The organism is Caballeronia sp. J97 (assembly GCF_905220305.1).
In the GTDB taxonomy this organism is placed as follows: Bacteria; Pseudomonadota; Gammaproteobacteria; order Burkholderiales; family Burkholderiaceae; genus Caballeronia.
On sequence record NZ_CAJMZL010000012.1, the window covers coordinates 1 to 22,329 of the forward strand.

Sequence of the window (22,329 nt, forward strand, 5' to 3'; positions counted from 1 at the left end):
GCGCGAAAACATCTTCGTGACGGATCTGGCCGGCGTGGTCTACAAGGGCCGCGCGGAACTGATGGACCCGGACAAGGAGTTGTTCGCGCGCGAGACCAACGCGCGCACGCTCGCCGAAGTGATGGAAGGCGCGGACGTGTTCCTCGGTTTGTCCGCGGGCGGCGTGCTCAAGCAGGACATGGTCAAGCAAATGGCCGCGAAGCCGCTGATTCTCGCGCTCGCGAATCCGACGCCGGAAATCCTGCCGGAGCTCGCGCTCGAAGTGCGTCCCGACGCCGTGCTCGCCACCGGTCGCACGGACTACCCGAACCAGGTCAACAACGTCCTGTGCTTTCCGTTCATCTTCCGTGGCGCGCTCGACGTGGGCGCGACCGTCATCACAAAGGAAATGGAAATCGCGGCGGTTAATGCGATCGCTGAACTCGCGCGTCAGGAGCAGAGCGATATCGTCGCCACCGCTTACGGCATTCAGGATTTGTCGTTCGGCCCGGAATATCTGATTCCGAAGCCCTTCGATCCGCGCCTGATCGTGAAGATCGCGCCGGCCGTCGCGAAGGCCGCGATGGATTGCGGCGTGGCCACGCGTCCGATCGAGGACATGGAGGCCTACGAGCAGCATCTGCAGCAGTTCGTCTACCACAGCGGCACGACGATGAAGCCCGTGTTCCAGCTCGCGCGCAGCGTGGAGCCGGAGAAGAAGCGCATCGTGTTCGCGGAAGGCGAGGAGGAGCGCGTGCTGCGCGCGGTGCAGATCGCCGTCGATGAAAAGATCGCGAAGCCGATTCTCATCGGCCGTCCGGCGGTGATTCAGCAGCGCATCCAGAAGTTCGGCCTGCGTCTCGCGCCGGGCGTCGATTTCAGCGTGGTCGACACGGATCACGACGAGCGCTATCGCGATTTCTGGCAGTCGTACGCGAAGATGATGGCGCGCAAGGGCATCAGCCAGCAGATGGCGAAGCTCGAAATGCGCCGCCGCACGACGCTGATCGGCGCGATGCTGGTGCAGAAGGGCGAGGCCGACGGCATGATCTGCGGCACGGTGAGCACGACGCATCGTCATCTGCACTTCATCGATCAGGTGATCGGCAAGAAGGAAGGCGCGAAGGTCTACGCGGCGATGAACGCGCTCGTATTGCCGGGGCGTCAGATTTTCCTCGTCGATACGCACGTGAACGTCGATCCGACGCCCGAGCAGCTCGCCGAAATCACGATGCTGGCGGCCGAAGAGGTGAAGCGCTTCGGCATCGCGCCGAAGATCGCGCTGTTGTCGCACTCGAACTTCGGCACGAGCAACGCGCCGACCGCGCAGAAGATGCGCGACGTGCTCGCGATCCTGAAGGAGCGCGCGCCCGATCTCGACGTGGACGGCGAAATGCACGGGGACGTCGCGCTCGATTCGCGGCTTCGCAAGGAAGTGCTGCCCGAATCGACGCTGGAAGGCGACGCGAACCTGCTGATCCTGCCGAACATCGATGCGGCGAACATCTCGTACAACCTGCTGAAGACGGCGGCGGGAAGCGGCATCGCGATCGGGCCGATCCTGCTCGGCGCGGCGAAGCCGGTTCACGTGCTGACGTCGTCGGCGACGGTGCGGCGCATCGTCAACATGACGGCGTTGCTGGTGGCGGATGCGTCGGCGGCGCGCTGATCGCGGCTTTCCGGGTCACGCTGAAACGCGGCGGTTTCCGCCGCGTTTTTTTTGCGCAAAAAAAAAGCGTGCCGTGGGTACACGGCACGCCCGAGAAAAAGCAAGAAGGAATGTCTGCTTTTACCCGCAAAACGCAGGATCGCCGGCGAGCGCGATGCCGTGAAGCTGGCGACCAGTGAGGCGGCTGGTCCAGAGGCTTCGAGATCCCACGAGCCAATTATTATCCCGTGCGAGATAAAAATCCCTCAGATTAAGGCTAATTCATCAGATCATAGTCGTATCGGAATTTGCTCGTTTTCGACAGACTGAGAAAAAATTTCCGATTTTCCGCCGAACGTTGCTTCGCCCTGTCATTAGCGATACCCTTACATCTTTCATGGTCGTCGAATTCTGGTGTAACGCGAGGACAACCGCCCGGTGACACGCGCGAGCGCTTTCTCCTTTTTCGTCGCCTTTTGCGTCCTGCTGGGCGCGTGTGGCAAGGATGAACCTCGAGGCGGCGTTCAGGAAACGGTTGCTTCGGCGAGTCCCGCGCCGGTCTTGCCGGCGGAACCGGTCCGCGAGGCGCAGATGCGTCCGCGCGACGCGACCGGCGGGCAGGCGCGCGACGGGCTGGCCACCGTCCACATTGCGCAACTGCCCAGGCAGGCGGTCGCGACACTGCGGCTGATCGAAGCGGGCGGCCCTTTCCCTTTCGAGAAGGACGGCGTCGTGTTCGGCAATCGCGAGCGTCTGCTACCGCGGCAAGCGCGCGGCTACTACCACGAATACACCGTTCCCACGCCTCGCGCGAGGGATCGCGGCGCGCGCCGGATCGTGTGCGGCGGCCCGAAGAAGCAGCTTGGCGACTGCTACTACACGGACGATCATTACGCCAGTTTCAAACGCATTGCGGACTAACCACGGGATTAACGGCATGAGCGACAACATCTACGCGCACGACCACAGCGTCGCGAGTGATCTTTTCGCCACCGGCGATGGCAACCTGTTTCAGCGAGTATTGCGGCTACGCATGACAGAACACGACAACAGACCCGACGACGAGACCAGGCCCGAGGAGCTGCACCCGCAAGAGGATCCGGAAGCGCTGTTCGCCACCGTGAGGCCGAACATCGTGCAGTCGATCCGCGCTTTTCGCGTGCAGGAGCTCGCCGACGAGGCCAATCGTCTGGGCCAGCATTTTCTCTACGCCTATCTCGGCCAGGCGCAGAGCAAGCAGGAAGTGCTCGAGACCATCGCCACGTCGTTTCTGTTTCCCAAGCACTTTGGCAAGAACTACGACGCGCTCTACGATTCGCTCACCGATCTCGTCCATAAGGCGGGCTCGCAACCGGGCTTTGTGATCGTGCTCGAACAACTGCCGATCGCGCAGAAATTCGACAAGGAAGGCCGCGAGGTGTTGCTCGACGTATTCCGCGACGCGGCGGAATTCTGGGGAGAGAGAAAGGTGGCCTTCCGCGTGTTCTACTCGTTCGTTTGAATCAGCGCGGCCCGCGCGAAGCCGGGTCAGTCAAGATCAGCAACAGCCCGATGTGCGTGTCCGGAAGGCGCGTTAATCGGGCTGTTTTCGTTCGTGTTCGCTGACTGATCTGCGGGCGTTACCAGCCGCCCCAGCGCGCAGCCAGCGCCGCGAGCACCGCGATGCCGGCCGTCTCCGTGCGCAGCACGCGCGGGCCGAGCCCGAGTGCTGCAAACCCCGCATCGATGATTGCGCTTTCTTCGGCGGGCGAGAAACCCGCCTCCGGTCCGATCAGCAAGGTGACGGGGTGCGCCGGCGGATCGACGGGCAGCGACGCGAAGCTCACTTCGGCGCGAGGCGAAAGAAGCAGCCGTAGCTCGCCATCGGCGGCGGCGGGCAGATCGGCGAGCCACGCGTCGAGATCGCGCGGTGGTGCGACCTCGGGCACGCGATTGCGTCCGCATTGCTCGCATGCCGCGCGCGTGAGCGCCTGCCAGTGCGCTTGCCGCTTCAGCGCGCGGTCGCCGGCGAGACGCACGACGCCGCGCTCGGCCGTGATCGGCGCAATGCCCGACACGCCGAGCTCCACGGCCTTCTCGATGAGCCAGTCCATCTTGTCGCCGCCGGCCACCCCTTGCGCGACCGTCACGCGATAAGGCGGCTCGGCTTCGCGCTCGCTGTGCTCGTCGATGCGCGCGGTCGCGGCACGTTTGGCGATGTCGACGAGTTCGCCGCGATATTCGCCGCCGCGGCCGTCGAACAGCGTGATCGCATCGCCTGTTTGGAGGCGTAAAACGTGCACGTGACGCACGACGTCATCGGGGAGGGGAAGGGTTTGGCCCACGCGAAGCGGGCCGTCGACATGAAAACGTGGCATGAATGGTCGATCGCGAACGTTCTGTCCGCGGATAGTGGTGATGCCTGACGGCGATGCTGCGCGTCAGCGCAGATGCCGCGCGATTGCCCAGCGATAACCGTCCGGGTCCTCGAACTGCGCGAAGCGGTCGCCCCAGAACTGGTCCTGCGGCTCGATGAGCGCCTTCGCGCCGACCGCGAGCGCCTGCTGGAAAGCGGTGTCGACGTCGTCGACATACAGATAGAACGACTGCGGCGCCATCTGCCCCGCGCTCTTCGGCGTGCGCGCCTGTGAGCCGTAGGCGCCTTCGGGCGCGAACATCACGATCAACTGTCCGCGATACATCATCTCGACGTGGATGATCGTGCCGTCGTCGTTCACGCTGTCGCGCACCGCGAAGCCCAGCGCCTTTTCATAGAACGCGATGCTCACGCGCGCGTCGCGCACGGTGAGGTACGGAGTCAACCAGGGCACGTCGGCTGGGCGAGGGTCGGTCATCGAAAGCACTCCTTGAAGCCTTGCTGCTGCACAGTGGGGAACATTTTGCCATGAAGCCGTACGAACAATGGGCCGGCAAGAAACTTGCAAAAAAGGCCGCGCGCCGGACGGATTTCGACGGATGAACGTCCGTTGCCGGCGCGCGATACCGTGTAACGTCGAGGGTTGTCACGCTGTCGTGACACTGTGGTACCGATTGCGACGCACGCGGCGCGGCGCGGTTCCCGCAGATCGCCGACGCGTGAATTGCACGGAACATGCCCGCGTCCGGGACGCCTGGCCGCAGCGGACTCGCTCCTTACAGGCGCGTGTCAATCGGACCGGTCTGTTAGAATGACGGCCTCCCGATCCTCGTCGTTTCTCGTCGCTCCGGTCCTGAAAACGTTGTGTCCCGCGGGTCCGGCTCGAGTGAGAAGTACTGCAAGAGAAGCACCGCGGATCATTTCAGGACCTGCCCCAGACTCGACATGACGACCCCGACCTCCAGCCAGACCGCCCCCATGGCCAACGCAATCCGCGCGCTTGCCATGGACGCCGTTCAACAAGCCAATTCCGGTCACCCCGGCATGCCGATGGGCATGGCCGAAATCGGCGTCGCGCTGTGGTCGCGCCATCTGAAGCACAATCCGACGAACCCGCACTGGTTCGATCGCGACCGTTTCGTTTTGTCGAACGGTCACGGCTCGATGCTGCTGTACTCGCTCCTGCATCTCACCGGCTACGACCTGCCGCTGAGCGAACTCAAGAACTTCCGCCAGCTGCATTCGAAGACGCCGGGCCACCCGGAAGTCGGCATGACGCCGGGCGTCGAGACGACCACCGGCCCGCTCGGCCAAGGTGTCGGCAATGCGGTCGGCATGGCGCTCGCCGAAGCGCTGCTCGCCGCCGAATTCAACAAGGCCGACGCGAAGATCGTCGATCACTACACGTATGTGTTTCTCGGCGACGGCTGCCTGATGGAAGGCATTTCGCACGAAGCCTGTTCGCTCGCGGGAACGCTCAAGCTGAATAAGCTGATCGCGCTGTACGACGACAACGGCATTTCGATCGACGGGCACGTCGAGCACTGGTTCCACGACGACACGCCGAAGCGCTTCGAAGCATACGGCTGGAACGTGATCCGCGCGGTGGACGGCCACAACGTCGACGCAGTCGACGCAGCCATCGCCGCTGCCAAGAAGTCGGACAAGCCGACGCTGATCTGCTGCCGCACGGTGATCGGCAAGGGCGCGCCGACGAAGGCGGGCGGTCACGACGCGCACGGCGCGCCGCTCGGCGACAAGGAAATCGCGGCGACGCGCGCGGCCATCGGCTGGAACTATGGTCCGTTCGAAATTCCGCAGGAAGTGTACGCGGCGTGGGACGCGAAGGAACAAGGCACGCACGCCGAAGCCGAGTGGAACAAGGCGTTCGATGCCTACCGCGCGAAGTACGCGAGCGAAGGCGCCGAATTCGCGCGCCGCATGAGCGGCGAATTGCCGGCGAACTGGGCGGAAAGCGCCGCGAAGATCATCGAGGACGCAAATCAGAAGGCCGAAACCGTCGCGACGCGCAAGGCATCGCAGAACACCATCGAAGGGCTGGCGGCGGCGTTGCCGGAACTGCTCGGCGGCTCGGCTGATCTGACGGGTTCGAATCTGACCAACTGGAAGGCGTCGAAGGCCGTTCGCGCTGCCGGAGATGCGGAAAACGCAAATCCCTCGGGCATCCAGTGGGGCAATCACATCAACTACGGCGTGCGCGAGTTCGGCATGAGCGCGGCCATCAACGGCATCGCGCTGCACGGCGGCTATCGTCCGTTCGGCGGCACGTTCCTCACGTTCTCCGATTACAGCCGCAACGCGCTGCGCGTCGCCGCGCTGATGAAGTCGCGCTCGATCTTCGTGTTCACGCACGATTCCATCGGCCTCGGTGAAGACGGCCCGACGCACCAGTCGATCGAGCACGTGTCGAGCCTGCGCCTGATCCCGAACCTGCAGACGTGGCGTCCGGCCGATACGGTCGAAACGGCCGTCGCATGGACGCACGCGATTGCGCATCACGGTCCGTCGACGCTGATCTTCAGCCGTCAGAATCTGCAATTCTCGACGCGCAACGATATCCAGATCGCCAATATCGCGAAGGGCGGCTATGTGCTGCGCGACTGGAACGACGACATCCCCGCGCGCAAGATCATCCTCATCGCAACGGGCTCGGAAGTGCAGCTCGCAATGGAAGCGATCGAGGCGCTGGCGAAGGAAGGCATCGGCGCACGCGTCGTGTCGATGCCCTGCACGAACGTGTTCGACAAGCAGGACGCCGAGTACCGCGAGCGCGTATTGCCCAAGGGCGTGGCGCGCGTGGCGATCGAGGCGGGCGTGACGGATTTCTGGCGCAAGTATGTGGGCCTCGAAGGCGGCGTGGTCGGCATCGACACGTTCGGCGAGTCGGCCCCGGCAGGCGCGCTGTTCAAGCACTTCGGCTTCACGGTTGAGAACGTCGTCAAGACGGCGAAGGCCGTTCTCGCCGCGTAAGGACTGACGTCAGCGAAGCAAGGTTTTTTTTAGCCACAGGAGATAGACCATGACGATTCGCGTTGCAATCAACGGCTACGGCCGGATCGGCCGCAACACGCTGCGCGCCCTCTATGAGAACGGCAAGAAGCACGATATCGAGATCGTCGCCATCAACGACTTGGGCGATGCCAAGACCAACGCGCACCTGACGCAATACGACACGGCGCACGGCAAGTTCCCGGGCGAAGTGTCGGTGGACGGCGATTACCTCGTCGTCAACGGCGACAAGATCCGCGTGCTGGCGAACCGCAACCCGGCCGAACTGCCGTGGGGCGAGCTGAAGGTCGACGTGGTGATGGAGTGCACGGGCTTCTTCACGACGAAGGAAAAGGCGAGCGCGCACATCAAGGGCGGCGCGAAGAAGGTGATCATTTCGGCGCCGGGCGGCAAGGACGTGGACGCGACCATCGTGTACGGCGTGAACCACAATGTGCTGAAGGCGTCGGACACGGTCATCTCGAACGCATCGTGCACGACGAACTGTCTGGCTCCGCTCGTCAAGCCGCTGAACGACAAGATCGGTCTGGTGAATGGTCTGATGACCACGATCCACGCATACACGAACGACCAGGTTCTGACGGACGTGTATCACGAAGACCTGCGCCGCGCGCGCTCGGCCACGCACAGCCAGATTCCGACGAAGACCGGCGCTGCATCGGCAGTCGGCCTCGTGCTGCCGGAACTGAACGGCAAGCTGGATGGCTACGCGATCCGTGTCCCGACGATCAACGTGTCGGTTGTCGATCTGTCGTTCATCGCCGCGCGCGACACGACCGTGGAAGAAATCAACAAGATCATGAAGGAAGCGTCGCAGGGCGAGCTGAAGGGCGTGCTCGGCTACAACGACGCGCCGCTCGTGTCGATCGACTACAACCACAACCCGGCTTCGTCGACGTTCGATTCGACGCTCACCAAGGTGTCGGGCCGTCTCGTGAAGGTGTCGAGCTGGTACGACAACGAGTGGGGCTTCTCGAACCGCATGCTGGACACGGCCGTGGCCCTCGCCAATGCCAAGTAAGGCGAAATAAGTTTCAGGCGCCTCTCGAAATGAACAAAGCCGCTCCTCGGAGCGGCTTTGTTTTTTGGTGCTTCGGTTTGTCTTACGCGAGCTTTTCGCGCAGGAACGAAACGACGTAAGGCGTAGCCGCCGCCGCGACCGTCGATGCGGTGGCGGGGTCCATGCCCATGCGCGCGGCGATCGATTCGGCGATGCGTCCGGTGAGGATGCCTTCGCCGCCTTCTTCCATCGATTTCAGAAAACCGTCGCCTCGAACGAGACCCGCGGCGAACGCGGCGAAAAAGCTCTTGCCGGGGTGATCGCCGAGCAAGCCCTGGTTCTGCTCTTCGGCATGCGCGTGCGCCGTCTCCGCGGCGGTGCTGAGCATCTGTTGACTATCTTCGGGGGTGAAGCCCTGATCGGTCAGTGCCTGCGTCGCTTGCGCGCCGTGCTCCGACGATAGAAATTCCGAAACGAGTTGTTGCATGTCCATCGACGCTGCTCCTCTTGATGTTCGCTGATTGCAGGGCAGCGCAAGCGGATAGAAATCTCCATCACGCACGGCCCTTGCTGAGACTGCGAACGATTCGAGAAGTGCCGGACTTTACTTGTTCGGGATCGGAAAATGCACGCCCGCGCGCTGCGCCGCATTGACGATGTGACCTTCGATCGCGCGGCCGGCCTTTTCGCCGTCGCGCGCCTTCAACGCCTCGATGATCACCGCGTGCTCGTGATACGTCGACAACACCAGTTCACGCCGATAAAACGGCAGACGCTGGCTTTCCTTCATGATGTCGGCGCTGCCGCGCAGGATTGATTCGATCGCCGCGTTGCCCGCGAGACTCACGATGCGCATATGGAACGCAAAGTCGAGCTGCGCCGCTTCCTCGAGCGCCGATTCCGTCAGCGCCGCGTGGAGCGAGTCGAGATTGTCGTCGAGCCAGTCGATATCCGCATCGCCGATCGAATGGGCCGCCAGGCGTGCGACGAATCCTTCCAGCGCGAAGCGCATCTGATACGTGTCAGGCAGCGACGCCTGATCCGCGAAACGCCACGGATGCGCGGTGCTCGCCTGCGCGCTGTTGACATACACCCCCTTGCCCGGGCGGATGTGCAGCATGCCGAGTGCTTCGAGTGTCGAGAGCGCCTCGCGCAGCGACGCCCGGCTGATCGCCAATTCTTCGGATAATTGCCGCTGCGCCGGCAGCAGGCTCCCGACCGGATACATGCTCGATTCGATGCGTTCTCGAATGGTCGCGATCGCGGCGTCGGTCACAGTGTGCGGGACGTTTTTCATAAGAAGAAAACAGTATTGGCCGGTCTGACCGCCATTGTATGCGCGGGCCGAACGCCCGTGTGAAGCTCAGTTTTCCGTCCAATTTCGTGCCCGCCTCGAACAGGGTAAACCGCTACGAACGCTTTCTTGACGGCGCTATATCGGTTTTCTAATATTCCCCATCACAGCACTGGTCCGACCAGTCGGAACAGTTGCTCGGTTCTTGAAACATTACACGAGGAGACGGTCGTGTCGAGATTTCTGAATTCGCTGTTCGGCAGGGTGATGATCGCGCTGGTCATCGGCGTCGTGGTGGGCGCGCTATTTCCGCATTTCGGGCAGTCGTTGCGGCCTCTGGGCGACGGCTTTCTGAAGCTCATCAAGATGGTGATCGGGCCGATCGTGTTCTGCGTCGTCGTTAGCGGCATGGCGAGCGCGGGCGATCTGAAGAAAGTGGGCCGCGTCGGGCTGAAGGCGGTCGTCTACTTCGAGATCATGACCACGCTCGCGTTGGTGATCGGCGCGATTCTCGCGTGGGTCACGCGCCCGGGTGTCGGCATGAACATCGACCTGCATACGCTCAACGCCGCTTCTCTCTCGACCTACACGGAGCACGCGAAGAGCCTGAAGGACACCGCGGGCTTTCTGCTGAAGATCATCCCCGATACCGCGGTCGACGCCTTCGCGAAAGGCGACATCCTGCAGGTGCTCGTGTTCGCCATCCTGTTCGGCTCGGCGCTCTCGATGCTCGGCGACAAGGCGCAACGCGTGACGGTCTTCATCGACGAACTGTCGCACGTGTTCTTCCGCATCATGGCGTTCATCATCAAGCTCGCGCCGCTCGGCGTGCTCGGCGCGATCGCGTTCACGACCGGCCAGTACGGCGTCGCGTCGCTCAAGCAGCTCGGTCTGCTCGTGGTCGTCTTCTATGCGAGCTGCTTCCTGTTCGTGTTCGTCGTGCTGGGCGTCGTGATGCGCCTCGCGGGCTTCTCGATCTTCAAGCTCGTGCGGTATTTGCGCGAAGAACTGTCGATCGTGCTCGGCACCGCGTCGTCGGACGCCGTGCTGCCGCAAATCATGCGCAAGCTCGAATGGATGGGCGTGAAGGATTCGACCGTCGGTCTCGTGATTCCGACCGGCTATTCGTTCAACCTCGACGGCTTTTCGATCTATCTCACGCTCGCGGTGATTTTCATCGCCCAGGCGACCAACACGCCGCTGTCGCTGCATGACCTGATCGTCGTCGTGCTCGTGTCGCTGGTGACGTCGAAGGGCGCGCACGGCATTCCCGGCTCGGCCATCGTGATTCTCGCCGCGACGCTCTCCGCCATTCCCGCGATTCCCGTGCTCGGCCTCGTGCTGATCCTGCCGGTGGACTGGTTCGTCGGCATCGCCCGTGCGGTGACCAATCTGATCGGCAACTGCGTGGCGACGGTGATCGTCGCGGTATGGGAGAACGACATCGACCGGGCGCGCGCCAAGCGCGTGCTCGACCAGGATGCCGAATATCGCTTCGTGCCCGCCGCGCCGCAGTCGGCGCACGACGACGCGCACGGCAACGAACACGCCCACGCAATCTGACTCAACGCAACCGAAGGAATTTGAAATGGCCAACCCGATTCTCGACGCCGACGCTCCCGCATTCGCCCGCCGCTACATGAACCTCGCGGACCCGCGGCTCGGCGCGCAGGCGCTCTTCGCCACCGACGAGTTCTTCGCACCGAAGGAGCGCATGCTCGAGCCGCAGCCGGCAGTGTTCATTCCCGGCAAGTACGACGAGCATGGCAAGTGGATGGACGGCTGGGAGACGCGCCGCAAGCGCACGACCGGCTACGACTACTGCATCGTCAAACTGGCGCGCGCGGGCGTGATTCACGGCATCGACATCGACACGAGTCACTTCACCGGCAATTTCCCGCCGGCGGCGTCGATCGAAGCGTGCACGAGCGAAAGCGGCAATCCCCAGGAAGACGGCGACTGGCGCGAGATCGTGCCGTCGACGACACTGCAGGGCAACCATCATCACTATCTCGAGATCGCCGACACGCGCGCTTACACCCATCTGCGCGTGAATATCTATCCCGATGGCGGCATCGCGCGGTTGCGGGTGTACGGCCAGCCGAAGACAGATTTCTCGCGCGTCGAGCGCGGCACGCTGCTGGATCTCGCGGCCATCGAGAACGGTGCGTATCTCGTCGCGGCGAACAATCAGCACTTCGGTCCGGCTTCGCAAATGCTGATGCCGGGACGCGGCGTGAACATGGGCGACGGCTGGGAAACGCGCCGGCGACGCGAGCCGGGCAACGACTGGGCGATCGTCGCCCTGGCGAATCCGGGCGTGATTCGCGCGATCGAAGTGGACACGGCGCATTTCAAGGGCAACTATCCGGACCGCTGTTCGCTGCAGGCGGCGCGGGTGGAAGGCGGCACGGACGAATCGCTCGTTACGCAGGCGATGTTCTGGCCCGTCCTGCTCGACGAACAGAAGCTGTCGATGGACAGCGTGCATCGCTTCGAGAAGGAGATCGCGGCGCTCGGGGCGGTGACGCACGTGCGCTTCAACATCTATCCGGATGGCGGCGTGTCGCGGCTGCGCATCTTCGGAGAAATCGAATGAAGACGCTGACACTCGAACCGCTGACGCGCGAAGCCTTCGCCCGGTTCGGCGACGTGATCGAACTCGAAGGCGCGCGTCACTTTCCGATCAACGCGGGCACGACCGAGCGCTTCCACGATCTCGCCAACGTGGAAGTGGGCTTCGAGAGCGGCGGGCGGCCGCTCATCAATGTGTTTCGCGGCCAGCCGCGTCCGCAGCCGGTCGTGATCTCGATGATGGAGCGGCATCCGCTCGGCAGTCAGGCCTTCGTGCCGCTCGCGGACGTGCGCTATCTCGTGGTCGTGGCGCCCGCGGGCGAGTTCGATGCTTCCGGTCTGCGGGCGTTCTACGCACGGGGCTGGCAAGGCGTGAACTACGGCCGCGGCGTGTGGCATCACCCGTTGATCGTGCTCGACAGGGCGGGGGATTTCATCGTCGTCGATCGCGGCGGCGATTTGCCGAATTGCGACGAGATCGATTTGCCCGAGCGATACACGCTGATCGAAGCCGCCGCGCGCGCCGCCTGATCTCACGTCACGCAAATCGAAATGCAACTGCGAATCGATCGCAGATGCAAATCGCAAAACGTGCAGGCGAAACAAAACCGCCGTTCATCGTGAGATGGACGGCGGTTTTGTCATGCGCGCGCCGAAGTCCGGCGCGTGAACCTCAGTGCTTGCGGTGCGGGCAGTTTTCCTTCGTGCAGGTGCCATACAGCGCGAGCGCATGCTCGTGAAGCTTGAAGCCGCGCTCTTTCGCGATCGATTGCTGGCGGCGTTCGATCTCCGCATCGAAGAACTCTTCGACGCGGCCGCAGTCGATGCACACGAGGTGATCGTGATGCGAACCCTCGTTGAGCTCGAATACGGCCTTGCCCGATTCGAAATTGCTACGCGACAGCAGGCCGGCCTGCTCGAACTGCGTGAGCACGCGATACACCGTCGCGAGACCGATATCGAGCTCTTCGTTGAGCAGGCTTCGATACACGTCTTCGGCAGTCAGATGGCGCACCGGACTATGCTGGAAAATTTCAAGAATCTTGAGGCGGGGCAGGGTCGCCTTGAGCCCGATATTTTTGAGATCGGCGGGATTGGTCATGGCTAGGCATCCCTAGAGTACAATTCAAGGTTCTCATAGTAATGCGTTTTTTCGATTCCCGACATCCCGAACGGTGACAAGGCGAATAGGACGAAAAGAGCGCGGCCTTGGAGCGCCTCGCGTGAAAGGTGAAATGTTTTCCAAATCTTTATCGAATTGCAGGGAGAGCCGTCGCATGCGGGGAACCGTGATAGCAGCAACCTTGGCCGCATTGCTCGCCGGCTGCTCGGCGTACGACAGCGCTACGCAGAAGATCGCGCAAAGCATCACACCGTATCGGATCACGGTCGTGCAAGGCAACTTCGTTTCGGCAGAAGCGGCAGCGCAGATGCAGGTCGGCATGTCGCGCGATCAGGTGAAGCAGCTCCTCGGCACGCCGCTTCTGACGGACATGTTCCACGCCGATCGGTGGGACTACGTGTTCTACTTTAAGCGCGGGTCGACGTCCATCGTTCAGCAGCGTGACTTCGTCGTGAATTTCGCGAGCGATCGCGTCGTGAGTTGGTCGGGCGGCGAGAATCTCCCGTCGAACCTCGAGTTGCTCGCGGAAATCGACGGTGACAAGGGCGTCAAGGTCGCGAAGCCTGCCGCGCCCGCGGCGTCGGCGCCGGTAGCGTCGACTGCGGCGGTGACCGCGCCGGTCGGCGAGCCGTCGACGCAACCGAATGCGGCCGCCGCATTCGCCGGCGATGCGAACCAGGAAGCCGCGCAGGCCGCTAACCGCGCAACGGCGCAAGTCGAAATGCCGACGGGGCGTCAGCGCTCCTCGGCGTTCAGCAGCGCGCCGACGAGTTCGGGGGGCGCGCCGGGTTCCACCAACAACTCTGGCAGCAACTCGCAGATCCAATTGCAGCGCCGCCCGCAGACGATCAACATTCCGGACAGCAGCGCGGTAGGCCCGGCGGGTTCGTCGCCGACGCCGGCCAACGCGAGCGGTCAGGCGCAGTTCTATCTGCCGCAGCAGAGCCAGTAAGCAGTTCAGCCGTTCGAGGGTGAAGCCGCGCCGCGCGTTGGGTCGCCGCGCCGCTTCATCCGCACAGCCAATCCGCATCATCCGCCGCGCGTGCCGCGCGCGGTTCAACACGAGACTGCCATGAAGATCGCCATTGCCGGCGCATCGGGCCGCATGGGCCGGATGCTGATCGAAACCGTTCTCAACGATTCCGACGCGCAACTGGTCGGCGCGCTCGACCGGCCCGGCGTGCCGCAACTCGGGCAGGACGCGGGCGCGTTCCTCGGCAAGACCACGGGCGTGCTGCTGACGGACGACATCGAGCGCGTGTTCGCCGACGCCGATTACCTGATCGACTTCACACGCCCCGAAGGCACGATGGCGCATCTCGAAGCCGCACTGCGCCACAACGTGAAGATGATCATCGGCACGACCGGTTTCTCGGACGAGCAGAAGGCGCAACTGAAGCAGGCGGGCGAGAAGATCGGCGTCGTGTTCGCGCCGAACATGAGCGTCGGCGTGAACGTCACGATGAAGCTGCTCGAATTCGCCGCGAAGCACTTCGCCACCGGCTACGACATCGAGATCATCGAGGCGCATCACCGTCACAAGGTCGATGCGCCGTCGGGCACCGCGCTCGGCATGGGCGAGGTGATCGCCCGCGCGCTCGGCCGCGACCTGAAGGACTGCGCCGTGTATGCGCGTGAAGGCGTGACGGGCGAGCGCGATCCGTCGACCATCGGCTTCTCCGCGATTCGCGGCGGCGATATCGTCGGCGATCACACGGTGCTCTTCGCGGGCATCGGCGAGCGCATCGAGATCACGCACAAGTCGGCGAGCCGTCTGTCCTATGCGCAAGGCGCGCTGCGCGCCGCACGCTTCCTGCAAGGGCACGACAAGGGCTTCTTCGACATGCAGGACGTGCTCGGCCTGCGCTGATTATTTCCTTCGACGATGGCGGCAACAGGCGTTCTTCACTATCTGCAATCCGGCGATGCCGTGACGCACGCGGTCGCGGGCCTGCTGCTCGCGATGTCGCTCGCGAGCTGGTGTTTTCTGCTCGTGAAGGCGTGGATTCTCGCGCGCGCCAAATGGCAAGGGCCGCGCGCATTGCAGCGTTTCTGGCAGGCGGCAAGTCTGAAAGACGGCATCGGCGCACTGCAGCGCGCCGATCGCGAGCGTGTGTTTCTGCCGCTCGCCGAGGCCGCGTGGCGCGCGTCGGAAACCGAAATGCCCGGCGCGATGCTTGCGCGCGTCGAACGCAGCGAGCGCGTGCTGCGCGCGCTGCGTCATGCGTTGCTGCGTTCGCAACGCAGGCTCGAATTCGGGCAGGTCTTGCTCGCGTCGGTGGGCAGCACGGCGCCGTTCGTCGGCTTGCTCGGCACCGTGTGGGGCATTTATCACGCGCTTTCGAGCATCGCGTCGAGCGGACAGGCGATGATCGAAAACGTCGCCGGGCCGGTCGGCGAGGCGCTCATCATGACGGCGTTCGGGCTCGTCGTCGCGATTCCCGCCGTGCTGGCGTACAACATTCTCGGCCGCTACGTGCGGCAGATTTCCGAGGAGCTCGACGGCTTCGCGCACGATCTGCACACGTTCGTCTGCGGTCCGGCCGAATAGGCGCGCGCGGCGATGGCCTTCGGCGGACTCGACAAGAAATCCAACGGCGCGCCGATGGCGGACATCAACATGACGCCGCTCATCGACGTCATGCTCGTTCTGCTGGTCATTTTCATCATCACCGCGCCGCTTTTCACGCATGCGATCCGGCTGGATCTGCCGAAAGTCGCGTCGAAGCCCGCGCGCGAGACGCCGCAAACCATCACGCTTTCCATCGACGACGCCGGCAAGCTCTTCTGGAACGACACGCCCGTCACGTTCGATCAGATGCGCGCGCGTTTCGCCGACGCGGGCAAGAGCGCGCAGAAGCCGGAACTGCATCTGCGGGCATCGAGCGCGACGCGCTACGAGGTCATCGCGCAGGTGATGGGCGCGGCGCAGCAGGCAGGTGTCGAGCGCATCGGCTTCGTCACGCAGCCGGCGCGCCCGCAGGCGCTCGCGCAATAAGCGCGCGAGTTGCCGCGCAGCGAACGGTATAATCGCGATTTCCCCGTTCGGCGGGCCTTGCAGGAGCCAGCAGGCCCGAATTCCGACGCCGCGCCGTGCCGGCAAGCCGCACAGCGCCGGGACCTGTCGCTCGCATCGAGAGCGTCCGGTCCTGAAGTCCGTTCCCAGCATTTGCCGAAAGCCAAACCACACCATGCACGATAAATACGTACCCGCCGACGTCGAATCCGCCGCGCAGAGTAACTGGCGCGCGAACGACGTCTACCGGACGACCGAGACGTCGGCCAAGCCCAAGTTCTATTGCGTCTCGATGCTGCCGTATCCGTCGGGCAAGCTGCATATGGGGCACGTGCGCAACTACACCATCAACGACGTGATGTACCGTTATCTGCGCATGAACGGTCACAACACGCTGATGCCGATGGGCTGGGACGCGTTCGGCATGCCCGCCGAGAACGCGGCGATGGCGAACAACGTGCCGCCGGCGAAATGGACGTACGAGAACATCGCGTACATGAAAAAGCAGATGCAGTCGATGGGCCTCGCCATCGACTGGTCGCGCGAAGTCGCCACCTGCTCGCCCGACTACTACAAGTGGAACCAGTGGCTGTTCCTGAAGATGCTGGAAAAAGGCATCGCGTACAAGAAGACCGGCACGGTCAACTGGGATCCGGTCGATCAGACCGTGCTCGCGAACGAGCAGGTCATCGACGGGCGCGGCTGGCGCTCGGGCGCGCTCGTCGAAAAGCGCGAAATCCCGATGTACTACCTGCGCATCACCGATTACGCGGACCAACTGCTCGACGATCTCGACGGCCTCGGCTGGCCCGAGCGCGTCAAGATCATGCAGCAGAACTGGATCGGCAAGAGCTTCGGCGTGAACTTCGGCTTTCCGTATGAAATCGACGGCGCAGCGTTGCTCCTGCGCGTGTTCACCACGCGCGCCGACACGATCATGGGCGTGACCTTCGCGGCGGTCGCGGCGGAGCATCCGCTCGCCACGCGCCTCGCGCGCGACAACGCCGATCTGCAGGCGTTCATCGACGAATGCAAGCGCGGCGGCGTGGCCGAGGCCGATGTCGCCACGATGGAAAAGAAAGGCGTGCCGACCGGCTTCTTCGTCACGCATCCGCTGACGGGCGCGCAAGTCGAAGTATGGATCGGCAATTACGTGCTCATGTCCTACGGCGAAGGCGCGGTGATGGGCGTGCCGTCGCACGACGAGCGCGATTTCGCGTTCGCGAAGAAATACGGTTTGCCGATCAACCAGGTGATCGACGTCGAGGGCAAAACGTATTCGACCGACGCTTGGGAAGAGTGGTACGGCGACAAGACCGCGGGCAAGCTCGTCAACAGCGGCAAGTACGACGGCATGACCACCGGGCAGGCCATCGACGCGATCGCCGCCGACCTGAAAGCGAAAGACCTCGGCGACAAGCAGATCACCTGGCGTCTGCGCGACTGGGGCATTTCGCGTCAGCGCTACTGGGGCACGCCGATCCCGATCATCCACTGCCCGAGTTGCGGCGATGTTCCCGTGCCGGAAAAGGATCTGCCCGTCGTGCTGCCGGAAGACCTCGTGCCGGACGGCTCGGGCAATCCGCTCGCGAAGTCCGAAGCGTTCCTGAACTGCGCGTGTCCGAAGTGCGGCGCGGCGGCGAAGCGCGAGACCGACACGATGGACACTTTCGTCGATTCGTCCTGGTATTTCTCGCGCTACAGCGCGCCGGACGCGCAGACGATGGTCGACGAGCGCACCGATTACTGGATGCCGATGGATCAGTACATCGGCGGCATCGAGCACGCCATTCTGCACCTGTTGTACTCGCGCTTCTGGACCAAGGTCATGCGCGACATGGGCCTCGTCAAGTTCGGCGAGCCCGCGAAAAACCTGCTCACGCAGGGCATGGTGCTGAACGAAACGTTCTATCGCGAGGACGCGTCCGGCAAGAAGACCTGGTACAACCCGCTCGAAGTCACCGTCGCGCACGACGACAAGGGCCGTCCGAGCGGCGCCACGCTGAACGCAGACGGTCGGCCGGTCGTGCTCGGCGGCGTCGAGAAGATGTCGAAGTCGAAGAACAACGGTGTCGATCCTCAGACGCTGATCGACCAGTACGGCGCCGACACCGCGCGTCTTTTCGTCATGTTCGCCGCGCCTCCGGAGCAGTCGCTCGAATGGTCGGGCGCGGGCGTGGAGGGCGCGAGCCGCTTCCTGCGCCGCGTGTGGCACTTCGCGCACGACAACGCCGAAGCGCTGCGCCAGCACGCGAAGCTCGATGCATCGAAGCTCGGCGACGCCGACAAGACGCTGCGCCGCGAAATCTACACCGTGCTGAAGCAAGCCGATTTCGACTACGGTCGTCTGCAGTACAACACGGTCGTGTCCGCCGCGATGAAGATGCTCAACGCGGTCGAGGGCGCGAAGAGCGCGGGCGCGGGTGTGCTGAACGAAACGTTCGGCGTGCTGTTGCGCGTGCTGTATCCGGTCGTGCCGCACATCACGTTCCAGTTGTGGTCGGAGCTCGGCTACGAGGCCGAATTCGGTCCGCTGCTCGATGCGCCCTGGCCGAAGGTGGACGAAGCGGCGCTCGAGCAGTCGGAAATCGAGCTGGTGCTGCAGGTCAACGGCAAGGTGCGCGGCGCGCTGACGGTCGCGAAGGACGCCTCGCGCGAAGCCATCGAAAAGGCCGCGGTCGCGCACGAAATGTTCGCGAAATTCTCCGAAGGCCGCGCGCCGAAGAAGGTGATCGTGGTGCCGGGGCGTCTCGTCAACGTGGTCGTCTGATGCGCAAAACCAGGGGAGTCGATGTGACCGGGAAACCCGTCGATAAAGGCGTAAGCAGGCGTTCGTTCCTCGCGCTGGTGGGCGGCGCGGCCGCGCTGTCCGCGTGCGGCTTCCAGTTGCGCGGACAGCAGGACTACGCGTTCAAGCGGCTCGCGATCACGGGCGGCGCGCCGCAGATGGTCGCGCGTCTGGAGCGGATGGTTCAGGGCGGCAGCGACACGGTGATCGTCAAGCCCTACGAGAAGCCGGACGCGACGCTCAATCTGTCCGAAGGCAACGGAATGCGCACGCTCAGCCTGAATGCGCAGGGCGCCATTCAGGAATACGAGCTCGTTTTCACGCTGAGCTATTCCCTGTTGGGCGCGGACGGAACCTTGCTGATTCCGCCGAGCGCCATCGTGCTGAACCGTTCGATGACCTATAGCGACCAATACACGCTCGCAAAAGGCCAGGAAGCAACGCTGCTCTACAACGACATGCGCAACGACGCCGTCGATCAGTTGACGCGCCGGCTCGCCACGGTGCGCTCGCTGCATCCGGCGCCGGGCGAGCAGACACCGGGCGTCGCGCCGCGCGCGCCGCTGCCGGTGCCGCCGCTCTGATCGGCCGCCTTCGACGGGCATCATGCAACTGAAACTCGACGCGCTCGAAGCGCATCTCGCAAAAGGCCCGAAGGGTCTGTACGTCGTCTACGGCGACGAGCATCTGCTCGCGCAGGAAGCGTGCGACCGCATTCGGGCGAGCGCGCGCGCGGGCGGGTTCACCGATCGCACGGTATTCACCGTCGAGCGCGGATTCGACTGGAGCGCGCTCATCGGCGCGACGCAATCGATGTCGCTTTTCGGCGACCGTCAGTTGATCGAACTGCGCATTCCCACGGGCAAGCCGGGCAAGGAAGGCGCAGAAGCGTTGAAGACGCTCGCCGCCGCCGACAACCCCGACGTCGTGACGCTCGTCACGCTGCCGCGTCTCGACGGCGCGACGCAGAAATCGGGCTGGTTCACGGCGTTGCTCGGCGCAGGCGTCGCGTTGAAAATCGACCCGATCGAGCGCGCGCAATTGCCGATGTGGGTCGGCCAGCGGCTCGCGCAGCAAGGCCAGCGTGTGGCGCCCGGCGAGGAAGGGCGGCGCGCGCTGTCGTTCATCGCGGAGCGGGTGGAGGGCAATCTGCTCGCCGCGCATCAGGAAATCCAGAAGCTCGGATTGTTGTATCCCGAGGGCGTGCTCACGTTCGAGCAGATTCACGACGCCGTGCTGAATGTCGCGCGCTACGACGTGTTCAAGCTCAACGAAGCCATGCTGACCGGCGATGTCGGCCGGCTCGCGCGCATGCTCGATGGTCTCAAGGGCGAGGGCGAGGCGGCGGTGCTCGTGCTGTGGGCGCTCGTCGAGGAAGTGCGCACGCTGTTGCGCATCAAGCGCGGTGTTGCATCGGGCAAGCCGCTCGCCACGCTCATGCGCGAAAACCGCGTTTGGGGACCGCGCGAACGGCTGATCGGCCCGGCGCTTGCGCGCGTGACCGACGACGCGCTGGAGAAGGCGCTGTCGCTCGCAGCGCGGCTCGATCGGCAGGTCAAAGGCTTGTCCGGCAGCACCGGCAAGCGCGGCAGCGAGCCGCCGCCCGATCCATGGGCCGGCATGTTCGAACTGGCGATGGCCGTCGCGGGTGGCGGCAAGCCGGCGCAGACGGCGCCAGCGCCGCGACCGCGTCGCTAGAACGCTTCTGTCACGCGCTGTTGCAATTCACGCAACGGCTTAGAATGAATGCATCGACGCTCGGGCCATGAGAGCGGCCCAGGAAAGCGGATCACGGAAGAGACCCACGATGAACATCGATCAATACATGACCGACCTCGGCCGCCGCGCCCGCACGGCGTCGCGCGCCATGGCGCGGGCATCGACGGCGGCGAAGAACGCGGCGCTTCTCGCCGTGGCGGAGGCCATCGAACGCGAGCGCGATGCGCTCAAAGAGGCGAACGCGCGCGATCTCGCCCGGGCGCGCGAAAAGGGCCACGATGCGGCGTTCATCGACCGCCTGACGCTCTCGGACAAGGCGCTGAACACGATGGTCGAAGGCTTGCGGCAGGTCGCCGCGCTGGCCGATCCGATCGGCGAGATCAGCGGGCTCAAGTTTCGCCCGAGCGGCATTCAGGTCGGTCAGATGCGCGTGCCGCTCGGCGTGATCGGCATCATCTACGAATCGCGGCCTAACGTGACGATCGACGCCGCCGCGCTCTGCCTCAAATCGGGCAACGCCGCCATTCTGCGCGGCGGCTCCGAGGCGCTCGAATGCAACACGGCGCTCGCGAAGTTGATCGGTGTCGGGCTGGAAGCGGCGGGATTGCCGCACGATGCCGTCCAGGTCGTCGAGACCGCGGATCGCGCGGCAGTCGGCAAGCTGATCACGATGACCGAATTCGTCGATGTGATCGTGCCGCGCGGCGGCAAGAGCCTGATTGCGCGCCTGATGGAAGAGGCGCGCGTGCCGATGATCAAGCACCTCGACGGCATCTGTCATGTCTACGTCGACGATCGCGCGGACCTCGCGAAGGCGGCGGTCATTTGCGACAACGCGAAGACGCATCGGTACGGCACCTGCAACACGATGGAAACGCTGCTCGTCGCGCGCGGTATCGCGGCGCGGGCGTTGCCGGAACTCGCGCGCGCGTTCCAGGCGAAGGAAGTGGAATTGCGCGTGGATGCCGACGCGCGCGCCGTGCTCGAAGCAGCCAGAATCGGCGGGCTCGTCGATGCGACGGAAGCAGACTGGAGCACGGAATACCTTGCGCCGGTTCTGGCGATCAAGGTTGTCGCCGGGCTCGACGAGGCGATCGAGCATATCAATGACTACGGCTCGCATCACACCGACGCCATCGTCACCGAAGACCACGACCGCGCGATGCGCTTCCTGCGTGAAGTGGATTCGGCGAGCGTGATGGTGAACGCGTCGACGCGCTTCGCCGATGGCTTCGAATTCGGCCTCGGCGCGGAAATCGGCATTTCGAACGACAAGCTGCACGCGCGCGGCCCGGTCGGGCTGGAAGGGCTGACCTCGCTCAAATACGTGGTGCTCGGCCGCGGCGAAGTGCGTCAATAAGCACACTCGAACAAGAAGAACGATGCTCTGGATCAAATCGCTGCATATCGTGCTGGTGGCCTCGTGGTTCGCGGGGCTTTTTTATCTGCCGCGCATTTTCGTGAACCTCGCGATGGAGACGGACCCCGCCGCCATCGCGCGCCTGCTGCTGATGGCGCGCAAGCTCTTTCGGTTCATGACGTTCATCGCCGTGCCCGCGCTCGCGTGCGGGCTGTGGCTGTGGCTCGTCGTCGGCATCGGCGCGGGGCAAGGCTGGCTTCATGCGAAGCTGACGATCGTCGTGCTGCTGATCGCCTATCACGCGTATTGCGGGCGCCTGCTGCACACGTTTCAACGCGGCGAGAACCGGCGCTCGGACAAGTGGTACCGGATGTACAACGAACTGCCGGTGCTCGGGCTGCTCGGCGCGACGCTGCTCGTGGTGATCAAGCCGTTTTGATGG

22 protein-coding genes are annotated in these 22,329 nt (G+C 64.0%); 17 read left to right on the forward strand and 5 right to left on the reverse strand.

Annotated elements, in window-relative coordinates; genetic code table 11:
- From U4Y90_RS16915 to U4Y90_RS16925, 3 genes are all read left to right on the forward strand, one after another.
- Window positions 1–1,648 (forward strand): phosphate acyltransferase (locus tag U4Y90_RS16915; protein ID WP_321796157.1); only part of this gene is annotated, 1,648 nt, incomplete at its 5' end.
- A gap of 417 nt (window positions 1,649–2,065) precedes the next feature.
- Window positions 2,066–2,548 carry a ribonuclease gene (locus U4Y90_RS16920; protein WP_321796158.1) on the forward strand — a complete coding sequence of 161 codons (483 nt, stop codon included), beginning with the start codon at window positions 2,066–2,068 and terminating at the stop codon, window positions 2,546–2,548.
- A 16-nt stretch (window positions 2,549–2,564) separates the two neighbouring features.
- On the forward strand, window positions 2,565–3,128 hold the full coding sequence (locus U4Y90_RS16925; RefSeq protein WP_321796435.1) for a barstar family protein: 564 nt from the start codon (window positions 2,565–2,567) through the stop codon (window positions 3,126–3,128).
- A 118-nt stretch (window positions 3,129–3,246) separates the two neighbouring features.
- Here the strand turns inward: U4Y90_RS16925 and U4Y90_RS16930 are convergent, their stop codons facing one another.
- On the reverse strand, window positions 3,247–3,984 hold the full coding sequence (locus U4Y90_RS16930; protein ID WP_321796160.1) for a 16S rRNA (uracil(1498)-N(3))-methyltransferase: 738 nt from the start codon (window positions 3,982–3,984) through the stop codon (window positions 3,247–3,249).
- A 63-nt stretch (window positions 3,985–4,047) separates the two neighbouring features.
- Window positions 4,048–4,461: a VOC family protein gene (locus tag U4Y90_RS16935; RefSeq protein ID WP_321796161.1), complete on the reverse strand. Its 414-nt coding sequence runs from the start codon at window positions 4,459–4,461 to the stop codon at window positions 4,048–4,050.
- Between the two features lie 467 nt (window positions 4,462–4,928).
- Between U4Y90_RS16935 and tkt the strand changes: the two genes are divergently transcribed.
- Both tkt and gap read left to right on the forward strand, forming a co-directional pair.
- Window positions 4,929–6,974 (forward strand): transketolase, encoded by a 2,046-nt coding sequence (tkt, locus tag U4Y90_RS16940; protein ID WP_321796163.1) that lies wholly within the window; start codon window positions 4,929–4,931, stop codon window positions 6,972–6,974.
- Window positions 6,975–7,023: 49 nt separating this feature from the next.
- Complete coding sequence (gene gap / locus U4Y90_RS16945) at window positions 7,024–8,034, forward strand: type I glyceraldehyde-3-phosphate dehydrogenase (RefSeq protein WP_321796165.1); 1,011 nt, start codon at window positions 7,024–7,026, stop codon at window positions 8,032–8,034.
- Between the two features lie 82 nt (window positions 8,035–8,116).
- On the opposite strand, the gene U4Y90_RS16950 is transcribed toward gap, so the two are convergent.
- Both U4Y90_RS16950 and U4Y90_RS16955 read right to left on the reverse strand, forming a co-directional pair.
- Window positions 8,117–8,506: a hypothetical protein gene (locus U4Y90_RS16950; RefSeq protein ID WP_321796166.1), complete on the reverse strand. Its 390-nt coding sequence runs from the start codon at window positions 8,504–8,506 to the stop codon at window positions 8,117–8,119.
- A gap of 111 nt (window positions 8,507–8,617) precedes the next feature.
- Complete coding sequence (locus U4Y90_RS16955) at window positions 8,618–9,310, reverse strand: FadR/GntR family transcriptional regulator (RefSeq protein ID WP_321796168.1); 693 nt, start codon at window positions 9,308–9,310, stop codon at window positions 8,618–8,620.
- A gap of 228 nt (window positions 9,311–9,538) precedes the next feature.
- Between U4Y90_RS16955 and U4Y90_RS16960 the strand changes: the two genes are divergently transcribed.
- The 3 genes from U4Y90_RS16960 to U4Y90_RS16970 are packed head-to-tail and all read left to right on the forward strand — an operon-like array spanning window position 9,539 to window position 12,412.
- Complete coding sequence (locus tag U4Y90_RS16960) at window positions 9,539–10,870, forward strand: C4-dicarboxylate transporter DctA (protein WP_321796169.1); 1,332 nt, start codon at window positions 9,539–9,541, stop codon at window positions 10,868–10,870.
- A 25-nt stretch (window positions 10,871–10,895) separates the two neighbouring features.
- Window positions 10,896–11,906: an allantoicase gene (alc, locus tag U4Y90_RS16965; RefSeq protein WP_321796171.1), complete on the forward strand. Its 1,011-nt coding sequence runs from the start codon at window positions 10,896–10,898 to the stop codon at window positions 11,904–11,906.
- The gene (locus tag U4Y90_RS16970; RefSeq protein ID WP_321796173.1) at window positions 11,903–12,412 is read left to right on the forward strand and encodes an ureidoglycolate lyase; all 510 of its coding nucleotides are present in this window, start codon (window positions 11,903–11,905) and stop codon (window positions 12,410–12,412) included. Before alc ends, U4Y90_RS16970 begins: the two co-directional genes overlap by 4 nt.
- Before the next feature lie 142 nt (window positions 12,413–12,554).
- Here the strand turns inward: U4Y90_RS16970 and fur are convergent, their stop codons facing one another.
- Entirely contained in the window at window positions 12,555–12,983 is a 429-nt protein-coding gene (fur, locus tag U4Y90_RS16975; RefSeq protein ID WP_014192256.1) for a ferric iron uptake transcriptional regulator, read from the reverse strand.
- 175 nt (window positions 12,984–13,158) lie between these two features.
- Here fur and U4Y90_RS16980 point away from each other — a divergent pair, with 175 nt between their 5' ends.
- The 9 genes from U4Y90_RS16980 to U4Y90_RS17020 all read left to right on the forward strand — a co-directional run bounded on the left by U4Y90_RS16980 (window position 13,159) and on the right by U4Y90_RS17020 (window position 22,326).
- Window positions 13,159–13,956 carry an outer membrane protein assembly factor BamE gene (locus U4Y90_RS16980; protein WP_321796176.1) on the forward strand — a complete coding sequence of 266 codons (798 nt, stop codon included), beginning with the start codon at window positions 13,159–13,161 and terminating at the stop codon, window positions 13,954–13,956.
- Window positions 13,957–14,076: 120 nt separating this feature from the next.
- The gene (dapB, locus tag U4Y90_RS16985; protein ID WP_321796178.1) at window positions 14,077–14,874 is read left to right on the forward strand and encodes a 4-hydroxy-tetrahydrodipicolinate reductase; all 798 of its coding nucleotides are present in this window, start codon (window positions 14,077–14,079) and stop codon (window positions 14,872–14,874) included.
- A gap of 15 nt (window positions 14,875–14,889) precedes the next feature.
- Entirely contained in the window at window positions 14,890–15,555 is a 666-nt protein-coding gene (locus tag U4Y90_RS16990) for a MotA/TolQ/ExbB proton channel family protein (protein WP_321796180.1), read from the forward strand.
- 12 nt (window positions 15,556–15,567) lie between these two features.
- The gene (locus U4Y90_RS16995) at window positions 15,568–16,002 is read left to right on the forward strand and encodes a biopolymer transporter ExbD (RefSeq protein WP_321796182.1); all 435 of its coding nucleotides are present in this window, start codon (window positions 15,568–15,570) and stop codon (window positions 16,000–16,002) included.
- 193 nt (window positions 16,003–16,195) lie between these two features.
- Window positions 16,196–18,790, forward strand: a complete 2,595-nt coding sequence (leuS, locus tag U4Y90_RS17000) for a leucine--tRNA ligase (RefSeq protein WP_321796184.1) — start codon at window positions 16,196–16,198, stop codon at window positions 18,788–18,790.
- Window positions 18,790–19,392, forward strand: a complete 603-nt coding sequence (gene lptE, locus U4Y90_RS17005) for an LPS assembly lipoprotein LptE (protein ID WP_321796186.1) — start codon at window positions 18,790–18,792, stop codon at window positions 19,390–19,392. Before leuS ends, lptE begins: the two co-directional genes overlap by 1 nt.
- Before the next feature lie 22 nt (window positions 19,393–19,414).
- Complete coding sequence (gene holA / locus U4Y90_RS17010; RefSeq protein WP_321796187.1) at window positions 19,415–20,506, forward strand: DNA polymerase III subunit delta; 1,092 nt, start codon at window positions 19,415–19,417, stop codon at window positions 20,504–20,506.
- A 109-nt stretch (window positions 20,507–20,615) separates the two neighbouring features.
- On the forward strand, window positions 20,616–21,887 hold the full coding sequence (locus U4Y90_RS17015) for a glutamate-5-semialdehyde dehydrogenase (RefSeq protein WP_321796189.1): 1,272 nt from the start codon (window positions 20,616–20,618) through the stop codon (window positions 21,885–21,887).
- A 22-nt stretch (window positions 21,888–21,909) separates the two neighbouring features.
- Complete coding sequence (locus tag U4Y90_RS17020; protein ID WP_321796190.1) at window positions 21,910–22,326, forward strand: CopD family protein; 417 nt, start codon at window positions 21,910–21,912, stop codon at window positions 22,324–22,326.
- Window positions 22,327–22,329: the final 3 nt, after the last annotated feature.